Source organism: Streptomyces azureus, from assembly GCF_001270025.1.
Lineage (GTDB): Bacteria > Actinomycetota > Actinomycetes > Streptomycetales > Streptomycetaceae > Streptomyces > Streptomyces azureus.
This window is the reverse complement of sequence record NZ_DF968235.1, coordinates 1-22,015: the sequence shown is the minus strand read 5'-3', so window position 1 is coordinate 22,015 and position 22,015 is coordinate 1. Positions and strand designations below refer to the sequence as shown.

Sequence of the window (22,015 nt, the reverse complement as noted above, 5' to 3'; positions counted from 1 at the left end):
ACTGGATCGAAAGTTTCGGAACAGATCCAGAAAGCTTCGTTGATGCCGCACCCTAGAGACAGCCGCCAAACGGTGGCAACCCCTTGTACGCGGTGAATCTGCCGCCGACGCACGGGCCTTGAGGGAGGCTCGGCCGAGCCGTAGATCTCCGCCGCCTTCCGGAAAGGGCGGTCGGGCGGAGGCGGGGGCGTACTCGAACCAGTCGAAGGCCGCGCTGCCCTCGGTGACGTACATGCCGATCACCCGTCCCGCAAAACCTCAGACGACCTCTGTGGCCAGGTAACGGCCGCCGCATTCGGTGAGCGGGTCGCCCTCGCCGAGCGAGAAAGCGAGAAGACGAGAGTGTCGGGCCGCCGGCCCGGACGCCGGGCGTCCTGGCCCGTGGAGGTGACAGTGGGCGGAACGACGGCCTCCGTGCGGATCTCGACGGCCAGGGTGGCCGGCCCCGGCAGCACGCGCCGGGCGAGGCACTGCTGCACCGGACCGGTCCGGGCGATCACGCCGGCCTCTCCTCCGGCGACCTTCAGGTCGCAGTGGTGGGCCTGGTCGATGCGCGCCGACAGTCCGGCGCGTGCCGCTCCTGGGTCGAGGCGGGCTGCGACCCGGCAGTCCGGGTGCTGCCGGCGCCGCCCGACGAAGGTGTGGCCCGGCCTGTCCAGGCTGTCGCCCGTCGCGGTCAGCGTGAGCCGGCCGGGCCGGTCGGCCGGCGACCAGGAGTGCTCCGGTCGGCTGTGCGCGGAGAGCCAGTGCGGGGCGAGGCGGACGCCGTCGAAGTCGTCGCGAACCGGCTCGGGTCCGAAGGGAAGTCAGGCCGCCGGGGCCGGTGCCGTTCCAGCACGGGACCGACCCACGCTGCGGCCGTGTGCGGTGCCGCCCTCGGCCGGCATCAGATACGGCGGTGACGAAACATTCGGATCATCTGGCGAACGTTACGAAGCCGCACTGCAGGTGTCACCGGCTCCGCTGACAAGATGGCCGATGCCCGGCTGCCGACACGGGCACGATCACGCAGGGTGTTCAACTCTCGCCCGGCGCACGACCGTTGCCCGCAGGCGGGGATGCGGGCTCTGTGGCCGCCCAACGGGCCCTCAACTCGCGCTTTGACGCACCACGCCTCCCTCCCACCGCCACCGCGCCCAGTCTTAACGGAAGCTTGACGCGCTCAGCGCCCTCATCCACAGGCCACCGCATCACGCTCCGCTTACGCTGATGCGGCCGTCCAGTGACGGCCGGAACCACGCTGAACCGCACATCGGGAGCACGTCGATGGCCACCACTGAGCACCCGCCACCGAGCCGAACGGAGCCCGCTCCACCCAGTCGTCTGCGCGCCTGGATGCTGGAGGGCCTGTCCGACATGGGCAGGGACGGCGGCCACACCGGCCCCCACGCCCAACCGGAGCCCCCGCACCAGGGCCGGCCCTGGTGGCGGGTGATGTGCCTGACCGGCGTCGACTACTTCTCCACGCTCGGCTACCAGCCGGGCATCGCGGCTCTCGCCGCCGGACTGCTCTCGCCGGTCGCGACGATCGTGCTGGTGATCGTCACCCTGGCGGGCGCCCTGCCGGTCTACCGCCGGGTGGCCGAGGAGAGCCCGCACGGCGAGGGCTCGATCGCGATGCTGGAGCGGCTGCTCTCCTTCTGGCAGGGCAAGCTGTTCGTGCTGACCCTGCTGGGCTTCGCCGCCACCGACTTCCTGATCACCATCACCCTGTCGGCCGCCGACGCCTCCACCCACCTCGTGGAGAACCCGCATCTCACCGGCGTCCTGCACGACAAGCAGATGCTGATCACGCTCGTCCTCGTGGCGCTGCTCGGCGCGGTGTTCCTCAAGGGCTTCCTGGAGGCGATCGGCGTCGCGGTCGCCCTGGTGGGCGCCTACCTCGCGCTCAACGTGGTCGTGGTGGCCGTCGGCCTCTACCACGTAGTCACCGCGGGCCATGTGGTCACCGACTGGGCCGGCGCCCTCACCACCCAGCACGGCAATGTCTTCGTCATGATCGGCGTGGCCCTGCTCGTCTTCCCGAAGCTGGCGCTCGGCCTGTCCGGGTTCGAGACCGGGGTGGCCGTGATGCCGCACGTCAAGGGCGACCCGGACGACACGGAGGAACGGCCGGCCGGCCGCATCCGCGACACGAAGAAGCTGCTCACCACGGCCGCCCTCATCATGAGCGGCTTTCTGATCGCCACCAGCTTCATCACCACCCTCCTCATCCCCGAGAAGGAGTTCGAGGCGGGCGGCCAGGCCAACGGGCGGGCGCTGGCGTATCTGGCGCACGACTACCTGGGCAACACCTTCGGCACCGTCTACGACGTCTCGACGATCGCCATCCTTTGGTTCGCCGGTGCCTCCGCGATGGCCGGCCTGCTCAATCTGATGCCGCGCTATCTGCCCCGCTACGGCATGGCCCCGCACTGGGCCAGGGCCGTCCGCCCCATGGTCATCGTCTTCACCCTGATCGCCTTCCTGGTCACGTGGATCTTCGACGCCGACGTCAACGCGCAGGGCGGCGCCTACGCCACCGGTGTGCTGGTCCTCATCAGCTCCGCCGCGATCGCGGTGACCATCGCCGCCCGCAAGGCCCGGCAGCGGAGCTGGACCATCGCCTTCGCGGTCATCTCCGCGGTGTTCCTCTACACGACCGTCGCGAACGTCATCGAGCGCCCGGACGGCGTGAAGATCGGCGCCTGCTTCATCGCCGGCATCATCCTGGTCTCCCTGCTGTCACGGCTGGCCCGGTCGTTCGAGCTCCGCGTGACCAGCGTGACGCTCGACCCCATGGCGGAACGCTTCGTCCGGGACATGGCCAGCCGCCGGATGCGGTTCATCGCCAACGAGCCCGACCGGCGTGACATCGCTGAGTACCGCGACAAGATCGAGCAGATACGGCACGACAACGACGTACCCGGACAGGAGGACTTCGTCTTCGTCGAGGTGACGGTCACCGACCCGTCCGAGTTCGAGGCGGGCCTGACCGTACGCGGCGAGGTGCTCCACGGCCGCTACCGCGTCCTGACCCTGGAGTCATCCTCCGTCCCCAACGCCCTGGCCGCGCTCCTGCTGTACGTCCGCGACATGACCGGCCGCACCCCGCACATCTACTTCGAGTGGACCGAAGGGGGCCCCTTCGCCAACCTCCTGCGCTTCTTCCTGTTCGGCCAGGGCGAGGTCGCCCCCGTGACCCGCGAGGTCCTGCGCGAGGCGGAACCGGACCGGAAGCGGCGGCCGAAGGTGCACGTGGGCTGAGTCAGGCCGTCGGTCTCCGCCGGCCGAAGCCCCTCCGGGGCGGACGGACCACGATCTGCCCGTAGTTGATCTCGCCGGCGATCCGAACGCGCAGCACGACCGGGGCGTCGGCCGCCCCACGCGCCTTGATCTGGGAGTAGTTCGTCACCAACGCACCGGTGTCCACCACGACCCCCGGCCGGGTCAGCAGCTTCAGGGCGCCGGCCCTCATGTCCAGGTCGATGTGCAGCGTGTCCTGGGTGATCACCGCGTCGGTGAAGTCGAGCGTCACCTCGCCCCACGCCGACCGGATCTCCAGCCGCCGCGGCACCACCCAGCCCTCACCACGCCGGGTCGAGGACCCCTCCTGCTCGATCCGGAGGACCTCTTGGGCCTCGACGGAAGCCTCGCCCACCACCTCGGGCAGATCCGCGGTCAGCACGGCGAGTTCGCCCACCGTACGGGCGGACAACGCCGCCTCCAGCCGCTCGTCGAGCTCCTCCAAGGTCAGCCGGCCATCACCCGCGGCGACGCGCAGCACGTCCACGATCCGGTCCCGGTCCGCGTGCGAGGCCCTCATCTCGAGCGGTCCGACGGTAGGCGAGAGCTCCCCCGCCATCACATCTCCCCGATCTCTCCGGGCGCGGCACCCGGCCCACCCACGCGACGACTAACGCTATATCGCGTTATACCCAACGGCCAACCCCGCATCCGCCGTTCCCGCCCCGCGCCCCTATCGTGACCGGCATGCAGTCCTACACGATCGGCCAGGCAGCACGACTGCTCGGCGTGAGCCCGGACACCGCCCGGCGCTGGGCGGACGCGGGCCGCATCACCACCCACCGCGACGAGGCCGGGCGGCGGCTCGTCGACGGACGGGATCTCGCCGCGTTCTCGGTGGAACTCGCCAGGTCCGGCACCGCCGAGGAGGACACTCCGTACACCTCGGCACGGAACGCCTTCCCCGGCATCGTCACCGCCATCAAGCTCGGTGACGTGGCCGCCCAGGTGGAGATCCAGGCCGGCCCGCACCGCCTGGTCTCCCTGCTCACCCGCGAGGCCGTCGAGGAACTGGGCCTGGAGGTCGGCATGGAGGCGACGGCCCGCGTGAAGTCGACGAACGTCCACATCGACCGGACCTGAGGACCTCAGGAACGCACATACACACCCAGGGACCCACTCGCCCTGGCTCATGCGATGCCACGGCAATCTCCTGCCTCGCAGATGCACCAGTATGATCGGCGTACCGGAGGGGCCCTGTGGGCTCGTCTCCATCCGCCCACAGAGGGAGTGGCCCCGAGATGACCCGTTCCGCGCACCGGACACGCCGGATCCTCCAGGCCGCCGGCGCGTCCGCGTCCGCGCTGCTGACTCTGAGCGCCTGCTCCTCGTCCGACCCGGGCACGAGCGCGGGCTCCTCCTCGGCGAAACCCTCCGGCACGGTCACCGTCTTCGCCGCCGCCTCCCTCGAGGAGAGCTTCAAGACCCTGGGCAAGCAGTTCGAGAAGGAGCACCCGGGCACGAAGGTCACCTTCAACTTCGGCGGCAGCGACACCCTCGCCGCCAGCATCACCGGCGGCGCCCCGGCCGATGTCTTCGCCGCCGCCAGCACCAAGACCATGGCGATCGTGACGGACGAGCAGGACGCGGCGGGCACGCCGGCCACCTTCGTCCGCAACCAGCTGGAGATCGCCACGCTGCCGGGCAACCCCGACCGGATCTCCTCCCTGAAGGACCTCACCAAGCCCGGCCTGAAGGTCGTCCTGTGCGACGAGAGCGTCCCATGCGGTGCCGCCGCCCGGAAGGCGCTGGACGCCGGCGGCCTGAAGCTCACCCCCGTCTCGTACGAACAGGACGTCAAGAGTGCCCTGACGAAGGTGGAGCTGAAGGAGGCCGACGCCGCCGTCGTCTACAAGACCGACGTGCGGGCGGCGGGTGACAAGGTGGAGGGCGTGGACTTCCCCGAGTCGGCCGAGGCCGTCAACGACTATCCGATCGCCCTGCTCGAGAACGCCCCCAACCCCGGGACGGCGAAGGCGTTCATCGCGCTGGTGCGGTCCGCCGAGGGCCAGAAGGTGCTGTCCCGGGCCGGGTTCCTCAAGCCGTGACCGACACCCTGGAGAGCCGACCCCGCCGCGATCGCCACCGCAATAGGACCCGGCCGGTGCCGATTCCCCTGCTGGTGCCCGCCCTGGTCGGCCTGGCGTTCCTGCTCCTGCCCCTGATCGCCCTGCTCGTACGGGCGCCCTGGCGCAGCCTCCCGGAGCAGCTGACGAGCGCCGAGGTGTGGGAGGCACTCCGGTTGTCACTCCTGTGCGCCACGGCGGCGACGGTTGTGAGCCTGGTCGTCGGCGTGCCCCTGGCCTGGCTGCTGGCGCGCACGCGGTTCCCCGGCCGGGGCTTCGTACGGGCCCTGGTGACACTGCCGCTGGTGCTGCCGCCGGTGGTGGGCGGTGTGGCCCTGCTGCTCGCCTTCGGGCGCAACGGCGTCATCGGGCAGTGGCTCGACTCCTGGTTCGGGATCACCCTGCCCTTCACCACGACGGGTGTCGTCCTCGCCGAGACGTTCGTGGCGATGCCGTTCCTCGTCATCAGCGTGGAGGGCACCCTGCGGGCCGCCGACCCGCGCTACGAGGAGGCGGCCACCACCCTGGGCGCCTCCCGCTTCACCGCGTTCCGCCGGGTCACCCTGCCGCTGATCGCGCCGGGCATCGCGGCCGGTGCCGTACTGGCCTGGGCCCGGGCCCTCGGCGAGTTCGGCGCGACGATCACCTTCGCGGGCAACTTCCCGGGCCGCACCCAGACCATGCCACTGGCGGTCTACCTGGCCCTCCAGAACGACCCGGCGGCGGCGATCGCCCTCAGCCTGGTACTGCTGGCGGTGTCCATTGCCGTACTGGCAGCACTGCGAGACCGCTGGATGACGGCCTCCTGACCCCTGGACGAACCCTGATGACCGACCTCGACGGCACCACGACCGGCGTCCTCACCGAAGGCCTCGACGCTCACCTCGTCGTCGACCGCGGCACCTTCCGCCTGGACGTCACGCTCACCGCCGCCCCCGGGGACGTCGTCGCCCTGCTCGGCCCGAACGGTGCCGGCAAGACGACGGCCCTGCGCGCACTCGCGGGGCTCGCGCCCCTCACGTCGGGTCACCTACGGCTGGACGGCACCCGGCTGGACGCCATGCCGCCCGAGTCCCGCCCCGTCGGCGTCGTCTTCCAGGACTACCTGCTTTTCCCTCATCTGACCGCCCTGGACAACGTCGCCTTCGGCCCGCGCTGCCGGGGCGCGAGCAAGGCCGAGGCTCGTGCCCAGGCCGCCGAGTGGCTGGACCGCATGGGCCTGGCCGACCACGCCGGCGCCAAGCCCCGCCGTCTCTCCGGCGGCCAGGCCCAGCGCGTGGCCGTGGCCCGGGCCCTGGCCACCCGCCCCCGGCTGCTGCTCCTGGACGAACCCCTCGCCGCGCTCGACGCCCGCACCCGTCTGGAGGTGCGTGCCCAGCTCCGGCGCCACCTCGCCGAGTTCGAAGCCGTGGCCGTCCTCGTCACACACGACCCGCTGGACGCCATGGTGCTGGCGGACCGCCTGGTCGTCGTCGAGCACGGCCACGTCGTCCAGGAGGGCACGCCCTCCCACATCGCCCGCCACCCCCGCACGGACTACATCGCCCGGCTCGTCGGCCTCAACCTCTACCGGGGACGGGCCGAGGGCCACACCGTCCGGCTCGACGCGGGTCCGGCCATCACGACCACGGATGAGCTCTCCGGCCCGGCCTTCGTGGCGTTCCCGCCCGGCGCCGTGACGCTGTACCGGGAACGCCCCACGGGCTCCAGCGCCCGCAACCTGTGGCGCTGTGAGGTCGCAGGACTGGAGACGCACGGCGACCAGATCCGCGCGGACCTCACCGGCGAACTCCCCCTGACCGCCGACCTCACCACGGTCGCCGCGGCCGAACTCGACCTGCATCCCGGTGCCCCGGTTTGGGCGACGGTCAAGGCGACGCAAACGCACGCATACCCGGCATAAGGAACTCACCGGGCTACCGTGCCCCCATGAGCCTGAGCATCCGCAACCAGCTCCCCGGCACCGTCACCGCCGTCACGCCGGGCGAGGCCATGGCGACGGTCAGGGTCCGCCTCGCCGGCGGCCAGGCCCTCACCGCGGCGATCACCCGAGAGGCGGCGGACGACCTCGGTCTCGCGCCGGGCACCGCCGTGCGCGCCCTGGTGAAGTCGACGGAGGTCTCGCTGGCCACCGCCCCCGTCGAGGGCCTGTCCATCCGCAACCGGCTCCCCGGCACGGTCACGGACATCGCGACCGGCGACGCCATGGCGTCCGTCCGGGTCACCGTCGAGGGCGGCGAGCTGACCGCCGCGATCACCAGGGACGCCGCGGACGACCTCGCCCTGTCGGCGGGAACCCCCGTCGTCGCCCTGATCTAGTCGACCGAGGTGTCCCTCGCCGCCGAATGACGGGAGGGGCCCCGCACCGCGGAGCCCCTCCCTTACGACCGATCCGGCCGGTTAGTCCTCGTACGCGTCCAGCGGCGGGCAGGAGCAGACCAGGTTCCGGTCGCCGAAGGCCTGGTCGATGCGGCGCACCGGCGGCCAGTACTTGTCGGCGGCCGAGACGCCGGCCGGGAAGACGGCCTCCTCACGGCTGTAGGCGTGCTCCCACTCCCCGGCGAGCGTCCCGGCGGTGTGCGGGGCGCCCCGCAGCGGGTTGTCGTCCGCGGGCCACTCGCCGGAGCCGACCTTCTCGATCTCCGCACGGATGGCGATCATCGCCTCGCAGAACCGGTCCAGCTCGGTCAGGTCCTCCGACTCGGTCGGCTCGATCATCAGCGTCCCGGCCACCGGGAAGGACATCGTCGGCGCGTGGAAGCCGTAGTCGATCAGCCGCTTGGCGACGTCGTCGACGCTCACCCCGGTCGCCTTGGTCAGCGGCCGCAGGTCGATGATGCACTCGTGCGCCACGAGCCCGCCGGGGCCGGTGTAGAGCACCGGGTAGTGCGGCTCCAGCCGCTTGGCGATGTAGTTGGCGCTGAGCACCGCGACCTGCGTGGCCCGCTTCAGCCCCTCGCCGCCCATGAGCCGGACGTACGCCCAGGAGATGGGCAGGATGCCGGCGGAACCCCACGGCGCCGCGGAGATGGGACCGACGCCCGTCTCCGGGCCCGCCTCGGGCTGGAGCGGGTGGTTCGGCAGGTACGGCGCGAGGTGCTCACGCACCGCCACCGGGCCGACGCCGGGACCTCCGCCGCCGTGCGGGATACAGAAGGTCTTGTGCAGGTTCAGGTGCGAGACGTCACCGCCGAAGTGCCCCGGCTTGGCGAGCCCCACGAGCGCGTTGAGGTTGGCCCCGTCGACGTAGACCTGCCCGCCCGCCTCGTGCACCTGCGCGCAGATGTCGGCGACGTGCTCTTCGAACACACCGTGGGTGGACGGGTACGTGATCATCAGCACCGACAGCTCGTCGCGGTACTGCTCGATCTTCGCCCGCAGGTCCTCGACGTCGATCTCGCCGTCCTCGGCGGTCTTCACGACGACGACCTTCATGCCCGCCATCACCGCGCTGGCGGCGTTGGTGCCGTGCGCGGACGACGGGATCAGGCACACGATGCGCTGCTCGTCCCCGTTGGCCCGGTGGTACCCGCGTACGGCGAGCAGACCGGCCAGCTCGCCCTGCGACCCGGCGTTCGGCTGGAGGGACACCTTGTCGTACCCGGTGACCTCGGCGAGACGGTCCTCCAGCTCGTGGATGAGCGTGAGGTAGCCCCCGGCCTGCTCGGCGGGCGCGAAGGGGTGCAGCTGCCCGAACTCGGGCCAGGTGACCGGCTCCATCTCCGTGGTCGCGTTGAGCTTCATGGTGCAGGAGCCCAGCGGGATCATGCCCCGGTCGAGCGCGTAGTCGCGGTCGGCCAGCCGGCGCAGGTAGCGCAGCATGGCGGTCTCGGAGCGGTGCTGGTGGAAGACGGGGTGTGTCATGTATTCGTCGGTGCGCAGCAGCGCGTCCGGAAGCCCGTCCTCGGTGGCCGCGTCCAGCGCCTCGATGACACCCTCGACACCGAAGGCGGCCCAGACGGCACGCAGCTGGGCCCGCGTGGTGGTCTCGTCGCAGGCGATCGAGACGTGGTCGGCGTCGACGAGACGGAGGTTGACCCCGTTCTCCCGCGCGGCGGCCACGACGTCGGCGGCCCGGCCCTCGACGCGCACGGTCAGCGTGTCGAAGTAGGAGCCGTGCACGACCTCGACACCGCCGTTCGCGAGCCCGGCGGCGAGAACCGTGGCGTACCGGTGGGTGCGCCGCGCGATGCCCTTCAGGCCCTCCGGCCCGTGGTAGACGGCGTACATGCCGGCCATGACGGCGAGCAGCACCTGCGCGGTGCAGATGTTGCTGGTCGCCTTCTCACGGCGGATGTGCTGCTCACGCGTCTGCAGTGCCAGCCGGTAGGCCTTGTTGCCGTCGGCGTCCACGGACACGCCGACGAGCCGCCCGGGCAGGCTGCGCGCCATCTTCTCCTTGACCGCCATGTAGCCGGCATGCGGACCGCCGAAGCCCATCGGCACACCGAAGCGCTGCGTCGTCCCGACGGCGATGTCCGCGCCGAGCTCACCGGGCGACTTCAGCAGCGTCAGCGCGAGCAGATCGGCGGCGACGGTGACGAGCGCCCCGAGCTCGTGCGCCTGGTCGATGACCGGCTTGATGTCCCGAACGGCTCCGGAGGCGCCCGGGTACTGGATCAGCACGCCATTGATCTCGCGCTCGGCGATCTCGGCGGGGATGCCCTCACCGAGGTCGGCGACGACGACCTCGACGCCGGCCGGCTCTGCCCGGGTCTGGATCACGGCGATGGTCTGCGGCAGCGCGTCCGCATCGACCAGGAACAGGCCCCTCTTGTTCTTGCCGAGCCGCCGCGACAGGGCCATGGCCTCAGCGGCCGCGGTGCCCTCGTCGAGCAGCGAGGCACCGGAGGTGGGCAGTCCGGTGAGGTCGGCGACCATGGTCTGGAAGTTGAGCAGCGCCTCGAGCCGTCCCTGCGAGATCTCCGGCTGGTACGGCGTGTAGGCCGTGTACCAGGCCGGGTTCTCCATGACGTTGCGCATGATGACCGGCGGCGTGAACGTGCCGTAGTACCCGAGCCCGATCATGGAGCCGAGGACCTGGTTGCGGTCGGCGAGGGAGCGCAGCTCGGCGATCACCTCGGCCTCGCTGCGGGCGCCCGGCAGGTCCAGCGCCTCGGCGCTCTTGATCACGGCCGGGACCGCGGCGGCCGTGAGCTCGTCCAGCGAGCCGTAGCCGACCTGCGCGAGCATCTTGGCGCGGGCCTCGTGGTCGGGGCCGATGTGGCGCTGCTCGAAGGGAACTGCCTCTTCGAGCTCGGAGAGCGGAATGCGATGGGCGGTCATTTGCGGAGGCCTCCTGGTCTGACACGACCTTCGAGGGGCACCACGGCACGGGTACCCGAACGGCCTCCCCCTCTGTCATCTCGACCTGAGAGCTTCACCGGATCGCCCGAAGGCCTCCGGCTTTCACCGTCGGTGAGAGCGGAAGCCGTCGACACCCGCCCTGCTTTCCAGAGTGACCTCGTCCGTGCGGTACGTGAGCCTGAGAGATTCCGGGGAGGATTTGCTCCTTCGGCGCCTCCGATGGTGTCTGGAGGACTCTCCCGCACGGGGTCAGCAGCCGCTGCCAGCGTACCAGCGCGGTCAACGCACGAACCTTCGAGTGGCCGCTTCTCCGATTGTGCCGTTTTGTAGTGCTTACGGATGAGTTGCGACCATGTGGAGGGCCCGTGCGAACCGATATCGATCCGCGCAACCTGATCGGCCGCAAGGCGTTCGACCGCAACGGAACCAGGATCGGCACGATCGACGAGGTCTACCTCGACGACGCCACCGGCGAGCCGGAGTGGGCGGCCATACGGACCGGCCTGTTCAGCAGGGACGCTTTCGTCCCACTCGAGCCGAGTGAACTGATTGACGGCGCCCTCCACGTGCCCTTCGACCGCGCCCTGATCAAAGACGCCCCCGACTTCGGCGTGGGCCGCCACCTCTCCCCGGAACAGGAACTCCAGCTCTACCACCACTACGGCCTGGACGTCGCCGCACCTCCCCCGCTCGCGGACCACGACTACGGCAAACTGGCAGGCACGGACGAGACGGCCTGAAGCCCCGGCAAGCCGTCCAACTGCCAGCCGTCCAGGCGTCTAAGGGGCAGTGGACCGCAGCCCCACAGCTCCGGACGCGCCCTCCGGCCCGCCGCTGTCCTCCGGTCTCGATAACACCAGCGGCAACGGATCCGCCGGTTCCAGATCCGGATCGTCGACCCGGAAGGTGCGCACCCGCCCGGGCTCCGAGCCGGGCGTCTCGAACCGCACGGTGACCCGCCCCAGACCGCTGCCCTGCACCCACCCGTGCCCGAACGCGGCGTGCCGTACGTCGTGCCCGGCCGGCCACAGCCGCTCGGCGAGCGCCGGCTGCTCCTCGGCCGGCGCCACGGCAGGCTCCTCGACCGGCCCCTGCCCCGGCGTCCGCTCCCCCGCCGCCTGCGCGAAGAGATCCTCCTGCGTGTAGTCGGCGAGCCCGCTGACGCCCACCCCGAGCAGCCGCACACCGCCCGTCGTGTCGACCGAGTCGAGCAACCGGGCCGCCGCCTCGCGGATCACCCCGGGATCGTCCGTCGGCCCGCGCAGCGTCTCGGACCGGGTGAGCGTCGAGAAGTCGTACCGCCGCACCTTCAGCACGATCGTCCGCCCGGACAGGCCGGCCCCGCGCAGCCGCCGCACGCACCGGTCGGCGAGCCGCTGCACCTCGAGGCCGACCCGCACCCGGTCGTGGATGTCCACGTCGTAGGTGTCCTCGACCGACACCGACTTCGCCTCCCGCTCCGCCACCACGGGCCGGTCGTCCCGCGCGAGCGCCATGGCGTAGAGGCCGTGCCCGTGCGACTTTCCCAGCAGCCGGACCATTTCGTCCTCGCCCGCCTCGACGATCTCCTCGATCGTGGTGATCCCGGCCCGCCGCAGGTGGTCGCCCGTCGCCGGCCCGACCCCCGGCAGTGTCCGCACCGACATCGGACCGAGCATCGCCCGCTCGGTCCCCGGCTCGATCACCACCAGCCCGTCGGGCTTGGCCTGCTCCGAGGCGATTTTCGCGAGCATCTTGGAGGCGGCGAGCCCGACCGACCCCGTGAGCCCGGTGACGGCCCGTATGTCCGCGCGCAGCCGCGCCCCGACCAGCCGCGCCGACTGCTCGTCCCAGGCCGCTCCCCCGGCCTCCAGGTCCACGAACGCCTCGTCCAGGCTCAGCGGCTCCACCAGCGGCGACAACGCCCGCAGCAGCTCCATCACCCGCTCGCTGATCGCCTTGTAGAACCCGAAGCGCGGCACGAGATACGCGGCGTTGGGCGCGAGACGCCTGGCCTGCCCCATCGGCATCGCCGAATGCACACCGAAGACCCTGGCCTCGTACGACGCCGTGGCCACGACGCCCCGCGGCCCCAGCCCGCCCACGACCACGGCCTTCCCGCGCAGACTCGGCTTGGACGCCTGCTCCACCGAGGCGAAGAAGGCATCCATGTCGAGATGCAGGATCGTGGGCGCGGTTCTCACATCTCCGATGCTGCCCTACGCCACTGACAACGCCCCGGACAACCGCCCTGACGCCCTGAGGGAAACCTCTTGCAGTCCCGTGCGGAAACGTCCCGCCCGTAACGGCCGCCAGGGCACCGCACCGCCGGGCGGCTCAAACGGCCCGATTCCGCCGCCGCGCCAGCTCGTCCGCCGGGTTGGGCCCGACCAGCGTCTCCCCGGTGTCGACCCGCTCCCCGTGCAGCTGGGACAGCGCGCTCTCGACATCGCGCCACACCACGCCCACGGCGATCCCGAAGACACCCTGGCCCCCTTGCAGCAGGGCATGGACCTCGTCCGGTGAGGTGCACTCGTAGACCGTCGCCCCGTCACTCATCAGCGTCATCCGCTCCAGGTCGCGGAAACCGCGTTCCCTGAGATGCTTGACGGCCGTGCGGATGTTCTGGAGCGACACCCCGGTGTCGAGGAACCTCTTGACGATCTTCAGGACGACGACGTCCCGGAAGCTGTACAGCCGCTGCGTTCCCGACCCGTAGGCGGGACGCACGCTCGGCTCGACGAGGCCCGTGCGGGCCCAGTAGTCCAGCTGCCGGTAGGTGATACCGGCAGCCGCGCAGGCCGTTGGCCCGCGATAGCCGATCTGCTCGGACGCCATGGAAGTCGTCCCTCCGATGCTCGGCACGGCCGTCGGTCGCTGCGGAGCGTGATCTGCCACGCCGCCGGGCTGGGGACACCCCCCGCTCTGGCGGAGTCGTGAGCCCGGGGGAGGGTACGGACCGCTCGCCCTGAGACTGCGCTCGGGGCCACCCCCAGCCGTACCGTCGCCGCTGCTTCTCACGCCGACCTCCGTCCTTGACCTGCCTTCTCGACGGTAGGCAGTCACCAGGGGCGCGTCAACGATCGCCACACTCGCCACGCCGAGTGATAATCACCCTAAGAGTGGTTTCCCGTGCCCCGCCGCGGGGAAAGGCTAGCCGAATGCCTCCGATACGGGCCGCGTGACGCTTTCACTCGCCTGAGGCACATGCGGGCAATTCGCCCGCCGCACATGCGGCGGGCGGCCCTGCCGCGGACCACATCGTCCGCCGGGCCGCCCAGACGTCTCACCGACCACTGATTCTCCCCGCCATCCGGCTCTTGCCGGAAGCCGGAGCTCACTGGCTGCTGCTGCCGAAGTCCTCCGGGGAGATCTGGTCGAGGAACTCGCGGAACTTCTCCACCTCGTCCTCCTGCTCGTCCGGGATCGCGATACCGGCGTCGTCGAGCACCGTGTCACTGCCGTAGATCGGCGTACCGGTGCGCAGGGCCAGCGCTATGGCGTCGGACGGGCGGGCGCTCACCTCGACGCCACTGGCGAAGACCAGCTCCGCGTAGAAGACGCCCTCACGCAGGTCCGTGATGCGCACTTCCGTGAGCTCCTGACCGACGGCTTCCAGCACGTCCTTGAACAGGTCGTGGGTCAGTGGCCGCGCAGGAGCCATGCCCTGCTGGGCGAAGGCGATCGCCGTCGCCTCCCCCGGTCCGATCCAGATGGGGAGGTAACGGTCGCCTCCCACTTCACGCAGCAGCACGATCGGTTGGTTGGAGGGCATTTCCACCCGGACACCTACGACATCGAGCTCGTTCACACAGTAACCCTAGGCCGTGCTCGGGATGTTTGGGTAGTCGGGCCGGGAACGGGCGCCTGATCCGGCCCTCCGCGACCAGCCGTCTCAGGGCAGTCGCACCCCGAGCGCCGTCTGCACAAGCGCGGCGTGCAGCTTCACCGTGAGCCCCGCCAGCTCCTTGGTGCGGTCCTCCGCATGAGCCCTGGTCTGCGGGTTCCGGTGCCGCTTCAACGGGGCCACCACCTGGTCCACGAGCCCGGCTTCGCGATCGGCGGCGGCCTTCATCACCCGCAGGTGCCGCGGCTCGATCCCGAACCGCCCCAGCTCGGCGATCAGCGAGGCCACCGTGGCCGCCTCCGCGTCGTACACCCCGCCCTCCAGTGGGGTGACGAGCCCGTACGACTCCCACTCCCCGAGCTCCTCCTCACCGACACCGGCGGCGGCGAGCAGCTCCTCGCGCCCGATTCTGGCCGCCGTGGGCGCCTCGGGAGACTCGGGCACGATGTCGCCGTCACGCTGACGTCCCAGCGCCGGCAGCTGGACGGCCTCACCGCGCTCCATGGCCTCCAGGTGTTCGCGGATCACCTTCAGGGGCAGATAGTGGTCCCGCTGCATCCTCAAGACGTGACCGAGACGCTCGACGTCGTGTGCGCTGAACTTGCGATACCCCGACGGGGTCCGCTGCGGCTCGATGAGCCCCTCCGCCTCCAGGAAACGGATCTTGGAGATGGTGACTTCGGGAAACTCGTCGCGCAGTGCGTTCAGCACCGTGCCGATGCTCATCAGCCTGTCCGTGGCGGCGGCGCCGTGCCCGGCACCGCCGCTCGGTGTTTGAAGCATGGACCTTCCCTGACGGACGGACCTTCGCGGGGTTCCCCGGACGGATCCGGTCAGTAGCCCCGCTGGCTGGCGTAGAAGACCAGCCGGTACTTGCCGATCTGCACCTCGTCGCCGTTGTTCAGGGCGACCTGGTCGATCCGCTCGCGGTTCACGTACGTGCCGTTCAGGCTGCCCACGTCGGCCACCGTGAACGAACCGTCCTGGCCTCGGCGGAACTCCACATGCCGCCGGGAGACCGTCACGTCGTCCAGGAAGATGTCGCTCTGCGGATGACGCCCGGCCGTGGTCAGATCGCCGTCCAGCAGGAAACGGCTGCCCGAGTTCGGCCCCCGGCGCACGACCAGAAGCGCGGAGCCCAGCGGCAGCGCGTCGACGGCCGCCTGCGCCTCGGGGGACAGCGTCGGCATCGGCGTCTGGCCGGTGGTCTCGCTGTCGTAGGCCTCGAGACCGGAGATGGAGATCGTGGAGGTCGTCTCGGACGGACGCTCCGCCGCCGCTCCGGCCCGCAGCGGCGCGCCGCAGTTGGAGCAGAAGCGGCTGTTCTCCGCGTTGCGGTTACCGCACCTCGTACACACCAGGGCCGACATCGGATCCTCCTGCCGCGGCTGCCCACCGGGGGCATTGGACGCATACGGGTCGGAAAACCCACCACCCGCACCTGAGGTTGACGGTTGCCCGAAACCTATGCCGCCGGGCTGCGCAGGGTCAACCGACGGCGCGCCCTGACCTCCGGAAATGTCACCGCCCGGGCCACCGACCTGGTCCCGGAACAGCGGCCGCTGGCCCTCCGCGTCAGGCTGTGCGCGATGGCGAGCGGTAGCGTTGTCGCTGCCCTCTCGCGCGCTCTTGCCGAACAACTTCGCAAACAACTTCACGGGCGATTCCCCTTGACCGAAACAGACCCGCCCGTGGGGCAGGACGAACCCTGACTGAACACTCTGGCCGACCCGGACATCCTGACAACGTCCGTCTGCACCAGACAGTTTCCACCACGCACCACCCAATCGGTGCGCCGACCCCCCGCAACCTCATGCCCTCGCCGAACGTCGCCCATGCACCCCCGGTTCACTGGGAGGACGACCGAGCGTAGTCAGGCCGCTTCACCGCCCGCAAGGCGTCCACAACGATCTTGGTCGACCGCTCGATGGTGGCCGTGGCCTGTTCCTTCTCGAGAGTCTGCACCACGCCTCCGGGGATGTTGAGCGCCGGCTCGAGGTCCTGCGGCTTGCCGATGACCTTGAAACGATAGGGCGCGTTGATCTTGTTCCCGTCGACGCCCACGCCCCGGCCCGAGTCCGTCAGAAACGTGCCTGCGACGACCCGCACGCCGTTCACCTGGATCGCCTCGGCACCCGCCGCGCGCAGTTCCTGGATCGCGTCGAGCAGCATGTCCGCCTCGACCGTCCCCTTCTTGTCCTCGATGGTCATGGTGATGCCGGGCCCCTGCGCGGCCACCGTGCCCGCCAGGATGCCGAGTTGCCTCTCCTTCTCGATGGTCTGCTTCCGGGCCTCTTCGGCCTGGTCCGAGCTGTTCTCCAGCTCGTCGCGCTGCTTCTCGAGGCCCTGCTTCTCGTCCTCAAGACGCTGCGTGCGGTCATCCAGTTCATCGAGGATGCGGACAAGATCTTCCTGACGCGCCCCGCGCAGCGCGCTGTCACTGTCGCTGTTCGAGGCCACCTGCACGGCCAGCCCGAACCCGAGGCCGAACAGCAGCACCGCGACGATGAGCTGGGCCCGTGAGACGCGCGGCGGCCACAGCCCCTTCACCAGCCGCTGCCGTCCGGTCAGCTGCGGCTCGGGCTCGGGCTCGGGCTCGGGGGCCGCCTCCGGTTCGGGGGCCGGTTCCTCTCCCGCTGCCGGGGTGCCCTGGGCAGCGGGCACCGACGCGGGCACCTCTTGGGGCAGTTCCTTGCGCAGCCGGCTCCCGGACTCACCGCTCCCGCCACGCTGGTCCGCGCGCGGGTCGCCGTTCTCCGCGGCGCGCTTGTCGTCCTGCTCGCTCATCGGCCTCACGCCCGGAACACGTGCCGGCGGATCGCCGCGGCGTTGGAGAAGATCCGGATACCGAGGACGACCACCACACCGGTGGACAGCTGGGCACCCACGCCCAGCTTGTCCCCCAGGAACACGATCAACGCGGCCACCACCACGTTCGACAGGAACGACACCACGAAGACCTTGTCGTCGAAGATGCCGTCGAGCATGGCCCGCAGACCGCCGAAGACGGCGTCGAGCGCCGCCACGACAGCGATCGGCAGATAAGGCTCGACCACCGCCGGAACCTCAGGCCGGACCAACAGGCCGGCCACGACTCCCACGACGAGGCCCAGTACGGCGATCACGATGTGCCCTTCTCGCTCTTCTCAGTGCTCGGCTGTGCTGTACGTACGATCACACTCGGCGCGGCGGGCAGCCGGAGGTCGTCCTCCACGGAGATGGCTGTCCTGACGCCGTAGCTCTCCTGGAGCGCGTCCAGATACAGCCCATCCGCGCTGTTCTGGAACCGAGTGCTCAGCCGCTGACCGTCCCCCACCGCGAGCACCGTGTACGGCGGCACCAGCGGCTTGTTGTCGACCAGTATCGCGTCCCCCGCGGCCCTGATCGCGGACAGCGCCGTCAGCCGCTGCCCGTTGATCGAGACGGCCTCGGCGCCCGACTCCCACAGTCCGTTGACCACGCGCTGCATGTCCCGGTCGCGCACCCGGCCGGTGTCGGAGAAGCCGGTGGTCTCGCGCGGGTCGCCGTCACCGCCCGTGCCGGCGTCCTTGGCATCGTTCACCACCAGCTTCACGCCAGGGCCGTGCACCGCCGTGGCGCCCGACAGGATGCCCACGATCTCGGACTCGGCGCTGCCACCGCTGTGCTTCAGCGCCTCCCGTTGTCGGGCACTCACGTCCTCGCGCAGCCGGTCGACGGAGTCCTCCAGCTTGTCCGCCGCCTCGGTCTCCCGGTCGATCCGGTCGACCAGTTCCTCGCGCTCCTTGGCGACGACCGGAGCGGCGACCCGCGCCTGCGCCGCTCCCACGGTCACGACGAGGGCCGCGAGCACCAGGCCGGCGGCAAGCCCCAGCTTCGCCCTGAGCGTCTTCGGCATGCCGGCGTCGCCCGCGGCCTTCTTCCGCGCGGCAGCCTCGGCGTAGCCGTCGTCGAGGCTGTGGTCCATGACGTTGGTGAGCAACGACATGGACGCGTCCGGGCGCCTGGGCCGCGTCGGTGTGCTCCGAATGGGGGGTTGCTGCGGCATGCCGCACATCGTCGCACGTCGGGGCCGCTACCTCCGAACGGCCCCACCGGCGGGCCGGACAGGCCCCGTTGGGGACACTTGTCCGGCACGCAGGCGTGCAGGCCGTTCTACCGGCCGGCGCTGTCCACGACCGCCGACCACTCGTCCAGCAGGGCCTGCGCGGAGGCGTCGTCCGGGCCCTCGGCCCACAGGTGGGTGACGGCCTCGGCCGGGTCGGGCAGCACCATCACCCAGCGGCCGTCCGTCTCCACCACACGCACGCCGTCCGTGGTGTCCACGAACCGGTCTCCGGCCGCCTCGACGACCCGCCGCATCACGAGCCCCTTGACCGCCCACGGAGTCGCCAGGTCCCGCTTCAGGACGTGCGCCCGCGGGATCCGCGCGTCGATCTGGCTGAGCGTGAGCTGCGTCCGCGCCACGAGTCCGATGAGCCGTACGAAGGCCGCAGTGGCGTCGTACACGCTGCTGAACTCGGGGACGATGAAGCCTCCCTTGCCGTCGCCGCCGAAGATCGTCCCTTCCTCACCGCCGACGCGCGTGAGGTCGTCGGGAGACGTGGTCGTCCACTCGACCTGGGTCCCGTGGTACGCCGCCACCTGCTCGGCGATCCGGGTCGTGGTCACCGGCAGCGCGACCCGGCCGCTGCGCCGCTCGGCCGCGATGAGATCGAGCATCACGAGCAGCGCCCGGTCGTCCTCGATGATGCGCCCCTTCTCGTCGACGAGGGACAGCCGCTCACCGACGGGATCGAACCGCACCCCGAACGCGGCCCCCGAGGACGCCACGATCTCCCCGAGACGCACCATCCCCGACCGCCGCATGTCGGCCGTCTCCGTCGGCCTGGACTCGTCGAGACCGGGATTGATCGTCAGCGAGTCGACGCCGAGCTTCCCGAGCAGGCTCGGCAGCACGAGTCCCGCACTTCCGTTGGACGCGTCCACGACCACCTTCAGGCCGGAGTCCGCGATCCCGGTCGTGTCGACGTTCCGCAGCAGCGACCCGGTGTACGAATCGAAGACACTCGCCGGGAAGTGCAGGTCACCGATCTCCCCGGGGAACGCACGCCGGTACTCCTGCCGCGCGAACACCCGGTCCAGCTTCCGCTGGCTGCCCTGCGACAGGTCCGCGCCCTGCCCGTCGAAGAACATGATGTCGACGGAATCCTGCACCCCGGGCGTGGTCCGGATCATGATCCCGCCCGCACTGCCTCGCGCCGTCTGCTGCCGGGCCACCGGCAGCGGCACGTTCTCCAGGTCCCGTACGTCGATGGCACTGGCCTGCAACGCGGAGATCACCGCCCGCTTCAGCGCGCGGGCACCACGTGAGTGGTCGCGGGCCGTGGTGACGGTCGAGCCCTTCTTCAGGGTCGTCGCATAGGCGCCGGCAAGCCGTACCGCCAGCTCCGGCGTGATCTCCACGTTCAGGATTCCGGACACACCCCGGGCACCGAAGAGGTGTGCCTGTCCCCTGGATTCCCAGATGACTGAGGTATTGACGAAGGCGCCGGCTTCGATGGTCTTGAACGGATAGACCCGCACATTGCCCTGGACGATCGATTCTTCACCGATCAGGCACTCATCACCGATGACCGCCCCGTCCTCGATCCGCGCCGCGCGCATGATGTCCGTGTTCTTTCCGACCACGCAGCCACGCAGATTGCTGTGCGGCCCCACGTAGACGTTGTCGTGAACGACGGCCTTGTGCAGAAAAGCGCCGCTCTTGACGACCACGTTGGAGCCCACGACGGTGTGCTCACGGATTTCGGCGCCTGCCTCGACCTTGGCGTAGTCCCCGATGTAAAGGGGCCCGCGGAGCACGGCGTCAGGATGGACCTCCGCCCCCTCGGCGACCCACACCCCGGCGGAGATCTCGAACCCGTCGATGTCGACGTCGACCTTGCCCTCCAGGACGTCGGCCTGCGCCTTCACATAGCTCTCGTGCGTGCCGACGTCCTCCCAGTACCCCTCGGCCACATAGCCGTAGACCGGCTTGCCTTCCTTCATCAACTGCGGGAAGACATCGCCGGACCAGTCGACGGGCACATCGGGCTCGACATAGTCGAAGACCTCGGGCTCCATCACATAGATGCCGGTGTTCACGGTGTCGGAGAAGACCTGGCCCCAGGTGGGCTTCTCGAGGAAGCGCTCCACCTTGCCTTCCTCGTCGACAATGGTGATGCCGAATTCCAGCGGATTGGGCACACGCGTCAGACAGACCGTGACCAGTGCACCCTTCTCCTTGTGGAAGTTGATGAGCTCGGTGAGGTCGAAATCCGTCAGCGCATCGCCTGAGATGACGAGGAAGGCATCGTCCTTCAACGCCTCTTCGGCATTCTTGACGCTTCCGGCGGTACCGAGTGGCTTCTCCTCATTGGCATAGGTGAGCTCCATGCCGAGCTCTTCGCCGTCACCGAAGTAGTTCTTGACGAGCGAGGCCAGGAACTGGACAGTTACGACTGTTTCGTTGAGCCCATGCCTTTTGAGCAGCCGCAGCACATGCTCCATGATCGGGCGGTTGGCCACGGGCAGGAGCGGCTTGGGCATGCTTGAGGTCATGGGGCGAAGGCGCGTGCCTTCGCCTCCGGCCATCACGACGGCCTTCATGTCGGAAGCGTCCTCCTCTAAGAGACGACGGTCTAGCCGACTTCCCCCGCGAGGATTGTCCCGCACTTTTGCACCACGGGCCAACGCACCGCTTCGGTGGGAGCAATCCGCGAGTTCAATCGGGCATGGCGTCCGCACGGACCAGGCGGCGGACTTGTACCACGTAGAGGACTCCTGCCCACCAGTACAGCGTTGTACCCCATCCAGCGAACGCCCATCCGAAAATAGCAGCCAGTGACGAGATCCAACCACTTCCGTCACTGAGCAGGAGCAGCGGGAAGGCATACATCAAGTTGAAGGTGGCGGCCTTGCCCAGGAAGTTCACCTGGGGGGGCGGATAGCCGTGCCGGCGGAGGATGCCCACCATCACCAGCAGAACCAGCTCCCGCGCCAGAAGTGCAGCGGTCAACCAGAGGGGCAGAATCTCTCGCCACGTGAGACCAACCAAAGTCGAGAGAATGTAGAGCCGGTCGGCCGCGGGATCGAGAAGCCGGCCGAGGCTGCTGATCTGGTTCCAGCGCCGCGCGAGCTTGCCGTCCAGGTAGTCACTGACGCCGCTGAGGGCCAGTACCAGAAGGGCCCAGCCGTCACTCTGGGGCCCACCGAACTCAGGACGCAGAATCAGCCACAGGAAGAGGGGCACGCCGACGAGGCGCGCCATACTGAGGATGTTCGGGATGGTGAGCACACGGTCCGTCTGGACGCGAGTCTCCTGAACCTCCACCCGGGGGCCTCCTGTGGGAAACGAGCCAACGATGCTCCCTGACCTTACCTCAACGCAAAAAAGCTCTGGCTCTCGGGCTGTGTGCCCAAGAGCCAGAGCTCTAAAAGGAGTTCGGCGGCGTCCTACTCTCCCACAGGGTCCCCCCTGCAGTACCATCGGCGCTGTAAGGCTTAGCTT

General features: G+C 69.9%; 19 protein-coding genes, 1 rRNA gene, 1 pseudogene and 1 riboswitch. Of the genes and pseudogenes, 7 read left to right on the top strand and 14 right to left on the bottom strand.

Going from position 1 to position 22,015, the window contains the following annotated elements; genetic code table 11:
• Positions 1–239: 239 nt before the first annotated feature.
• Positions 240–722 (bottom strand): annotated as a pseudogene (locus AOQ53_RS44555) (beta-xylosidase family glycoside hydrolase); the annotation flags it as partial.
• Between the two features lie 544 nt (positions 723–1,266).
• On the opposite strand from AOQ53_RS44555, the gene AOQ53_RS10665 reads away from it, so the two are divergent.
• A complete protein-coding gene (locus tag AOQ53_RS10665) occupies positions 1,267–3,246 on the top strand; it encodes an APC family permease (RefSeq protein ID WP_059416765.1) in 1,980 nt (659 codons plus the stop codon).
• A 1-nt stretch (position 3,247) separates the two neighbouring features.
• Here the strand turns inward: AOQ53_RS10665 and AOQ53_RS10660 are convergent, their stop codons facing one another.
• A complete protein-coding gene (locus tag AOQ53_RS10660) occupies positions 3,248–3,844 on the bottom strand; it encodes a DUF1707 SHOCT-like domain-containing protein (RefSeq protein WP_059416764.1) in 597 nt (198 codons plus the stop codon).
• Positions 3,845–3,972: 128 nt separating this feature from the next.
• Between AOQ53_RS10660 and AOQ53_RS10655 the strand changes: the two genes are divergently transcribed.
• From AOQ53_RS10655 to AOQ53_RS10635, 5 genes are all read left to right on the top strand, one after another.
• Positions 3,973–4,368, top strand: a complete 396-nt coding sequence (locus AOQ53_RS10655) for a TOBE domain-containing protein (RefSeq protein ID WP_059416763.1) — start codon at positions 3,973–3,975, stop codon at positions 4,366–4,368.
• A 158-nt stretch (positions 4,369–4,526) separates the two neighbouring features.
• On the top strand, positions 4,527–5,333 hold the full coding sequence (gene modA, locus AOQ53_RS10650; RefSeq protein ID WP_059416762.1) for a molybdate ABC transporter substrate-binding protein: 807 nt from the start codon (positions 4,527–4,529) through the stop codon (positions 5,331–5,333).
• A gap of 8 nt (positions 5,334–5,341) precedes the next feature.
• Positions 5,342–6,160 (top strand): molybdate ABC transporter permease subunit, encoded by an 819-nt coding sequence (gene modB, locus AOQ53_RS10645; protein ID WP_059416774.1) that lies wholly within the window; start codon positions 5,342–5,344, stop codon positions 6,158–6,160.
• Between the two features lie 17 nt (positions 6,161–6,177).
• Positions 6,178–7,254: an ABC transporter ATP-binding protein gene (locus tag AOQ53_RS10640; protein WP_059416761.1), complete on the top strand. Its 1,077-nt coding sequence runs from the start codon at positions 6,178–6,180 to the stop codon at positions 7,252–7,254.
• Between the two features lie 26 nt (positions 7,255–7,280).
• Entirely contained in the window at positions 7,281–7,670 is a 390-nt protein-coding gene (locus tag AOQ53_RS10635) for a TOBE domain-containing protein (RefSeq protein ID WP_059416760.1), read from the top strand.
• Positions 7,671–7,751: 81 nt separating this feature from the next.
• On the opposite strand, the gene gcvP is transcribed toward AOQ53_RS10635, so the two are convergent.
• Positions 7,752–10,637: an aminomethyl-transferring glycine dehydrogenase gene (gene gcvP / locus AOQ53_RS10630; RefSeq protein WP_059416759.1), complete on the bottom strand. Its 2,886-nt coding sequence runs from the start codon at positions 10,635–10,637 to the stop codon at positions 7,752–7,754.
• A gap of 177 nt (positions 10,638–10,814) precedes the next feature.
• A riboswitch (glycine riboswitch) is annotated at positions 10,815–10,910 on the bottom strand.
• Positions 10,911–11,023: 113 nt separating this feature from the next.
• Here gcvP and AOQ53_RS10625 point away from each other — a divergent pair.
• Positions 11,024–11,398: a PRC-barrel domain-containing protein gene (locus tag AOQ53_RS10625; protein WP_059416758.1), complete on the top strand. Its 375-nt coding sequence runs from the start codon at positions 11,024–11,026 to the stop codon at positions 11,396–11,398.
• 39 nt (positions 11,399–11,437) lie between these two features.
• Here the strand turns inward: AOQ53_RS10625 and AOQ53_RS10620 are convergent, their stop codons facing one another.
• The 11 genes from AOQ53_RS10620 to rrf all read right to left on the bottom strand — a co-directional run.
• A complete protein-coding gene (locus AOQ53_RS10620) occupies positions 11,438–12,841 on the bottom strand; it encodes a DNA polymerase IV (protein ID WP_078945248.1) in 1,404 nt (467 codons plus the stop codon).
• 133 nt (positions 12,842–12,974) lie between these two features.
• Complete coding sequence (locus AOQ53_RS10615; RefSeq protein WP_174523263.1) at positions 12,975–13,658, bottom strand: MerR family transcriptional regulator; 684 nt, start codon at positions 13,656–13,658, stop codon at positions 12,975–12,977.
• 316 nt (positions 13,659–13,974) lie between these two features.
• On the bottom strand, positions 13,975–14,448 hold the full coding sequence (locus AOQ53_RS10610) for a bifunctional nuclease family protein (protein WP_003988851.1): 474 nt from the start codon (positions 14,446–14,448) through the stop codon (positions 13,975–13,977).
• Positions 14,449–14,532: 84 nt separating this feature from the next.
• Positions 14,533–15,267 (bottom strand): transcriptional regulator FtsR, encoded by a 735-nt coding sequence (gene ftsR / locus AOQ53_RS10605; protein ID WP_059416756.1) that lies wholly within the window; start codon positions 15,265–15,267, stop codon positions 14,533–14,535.
• Positions 15,268–15,317: 50 nt separating this feature from the next.
• Positions 15,318–16,271 carry an FHA domain-containing protein gene (locus tag AOQ53_RS40675; protein ID WP_078945246.1) on the bottom strand — a complete coding sequence of 318 codons (954 nt, stop codon included), beginning with the start codon at positions 16,269–16,271 and terminating at the stop codon, positions 15,318–15,320.
• 61 nt (positions 16,272–16,332) lie between these two features.
• Positions 16,333–17,271 carry a DUF881 domain-containing protein gene (locus AOQ53_RS10595; protein WP_059416755.1) on the bottom strand — a complete coding sequence of 313 codons (939 nt, stop codon included), beginning with the start codon at positions 17,269–17,271 and terminating at the stop codon, positions 16,333–16,335.
• A 5-nt stretch (positions 17,272–17,276) separates the two neighbouring features.
• A complete protein-coding gene (locus tag AOQ53_RS10590; protein WP_003988855.1) occupies positions 17,277–17,609 on the bottom strand; it encodes a small basic family protein in 333 nt (110 codons plus the stop codon).
• Complete coding sequence (locus tag AOQ53_RS10585; protein WP_099054570.1) at positions 17,606–18,520, bottom strand: DUF881 domain-containing protein; 915 nt, start codon at positions 18,518–18,520, stop codon at positions 17,606–17,608. Before AOQ53_RS10585 ends, AOQ53_RS10590 begins: the two co-directional genes overlap by 4 nt.
• A gap of 98 nt (positions 18,521–18,618) precedes the next feature.
• Positions 18,619–21,114: a mannose-1-phosphate guanyltransferase gene (locus AOQ53_RS10580; RefSeq protein ID WP_059416753.1), complete on the bottom strand. Its 2,496-nt coding sequence runs from the start codon at positions 21,112–21,114 to the stop codon at positions 18,619–18,621.
• A gap of 115 nt (positions 21,115–21,229) precedes the next feature.
• Complete coding sequence (locus AOQ53_RS10575) at positions 21,230–21,838, bottom strand: CDP-alcohol phosphatidyltransferase family protein (RefSeq protein ID WP_059416752.1); 609 nt, start codon at positions 21,836–21,838, stop codon at positions 21,230–21,232.
• Between the two features lie 109 nt (positions 21,839–21,947).
• Positions 21,948–22,015 (bottom strand): 5S ribosomal RNA (rrf, locus tag AOQ53_RS48365); the annotation flags it as partial.

Excerpts from the sequence above, each read along its gene's own strand:
- AOQ53_RS10665 (WP_059416765.1), top strand. The coding sequence starts at position 1,267 with ATGGCCACCACTGAGCACCCGCCACCGAGCCGAACGGAGCCCGCTCCA.
- AOQ53_RS10660 (WP_059416764.1), bottom strand. The coding sequence starts at position 3,844 with ATGGCGGGGGAGCTCTCGCCTACCGTCGGACCGCTCGAGATGAGGGCC.
- AOQ53_RS10655 (WP_059416763.1), top strand. The coding sequence starts at position 3,973 with ATGCAGTCCTACACGATCGGCCAGGCAGCACGACTGCTCGGCGTGAGC.
- modA (WP_059416762.1), top strand. The coding sequence starts at position 4,527 with ATGACCCGTTCCGCGCACCGGACACGCCGGATCCTCCAGGCCGCCGGC.
- AOQ53_RS10640 (WP_059416761.1), top strand. The coding sequence starts at position 6,178 with ATGACCGACCTCGACGGCACCACGACCGGCGTCCTCACCGAAGGCCTC.
- AOQ53_RS10635 (WP_059416760.1), top strand. The coding sequence starts at position 7,281 with ATGAGCCTGAGCATCCGCAACCAGCTCCCCGGCACCGTCACCGCCGTC.
- gcvP (WP_059416759.1), bottom strand. The coding sequence starts at position 10,637 with ATGACCGCCCATCGCATTCCGCTCTCCGAGCTCGAAGAGGCAGTTCCC.
- ftsR (WP_059416756.1), bottom strand. The coding sequence starts at position 15,267 with ATGCTTCAAACACCGAGCGGCGGTGCCGGGCACGGCGCCGCCGCCACG.
- AOQ53_RS10595 (WP_059416755.1), bottom strand. The coding sequence starts at position 17,271 with ATGAGCGAGCAGGACGACAAGCGCGCCGCGGAGAACGGCGACCCGCGC.
- AOQ53_RS10585 (WP_099054570.1), bottom strand. The coding sequence starts at position 18,520 with ATGTGCGGCATGCCGCAGCAACCCCCCATTCGGAGCACACCGACGCGG.
- AOQ53_RS10580 (WP_059416753.1), bottom strand. The coding sequence starts at position 21,114 with ATGAAGGCCGTCGTGATGGCCGGAGGCGAAGGCACGCGCCTTCGCCCC.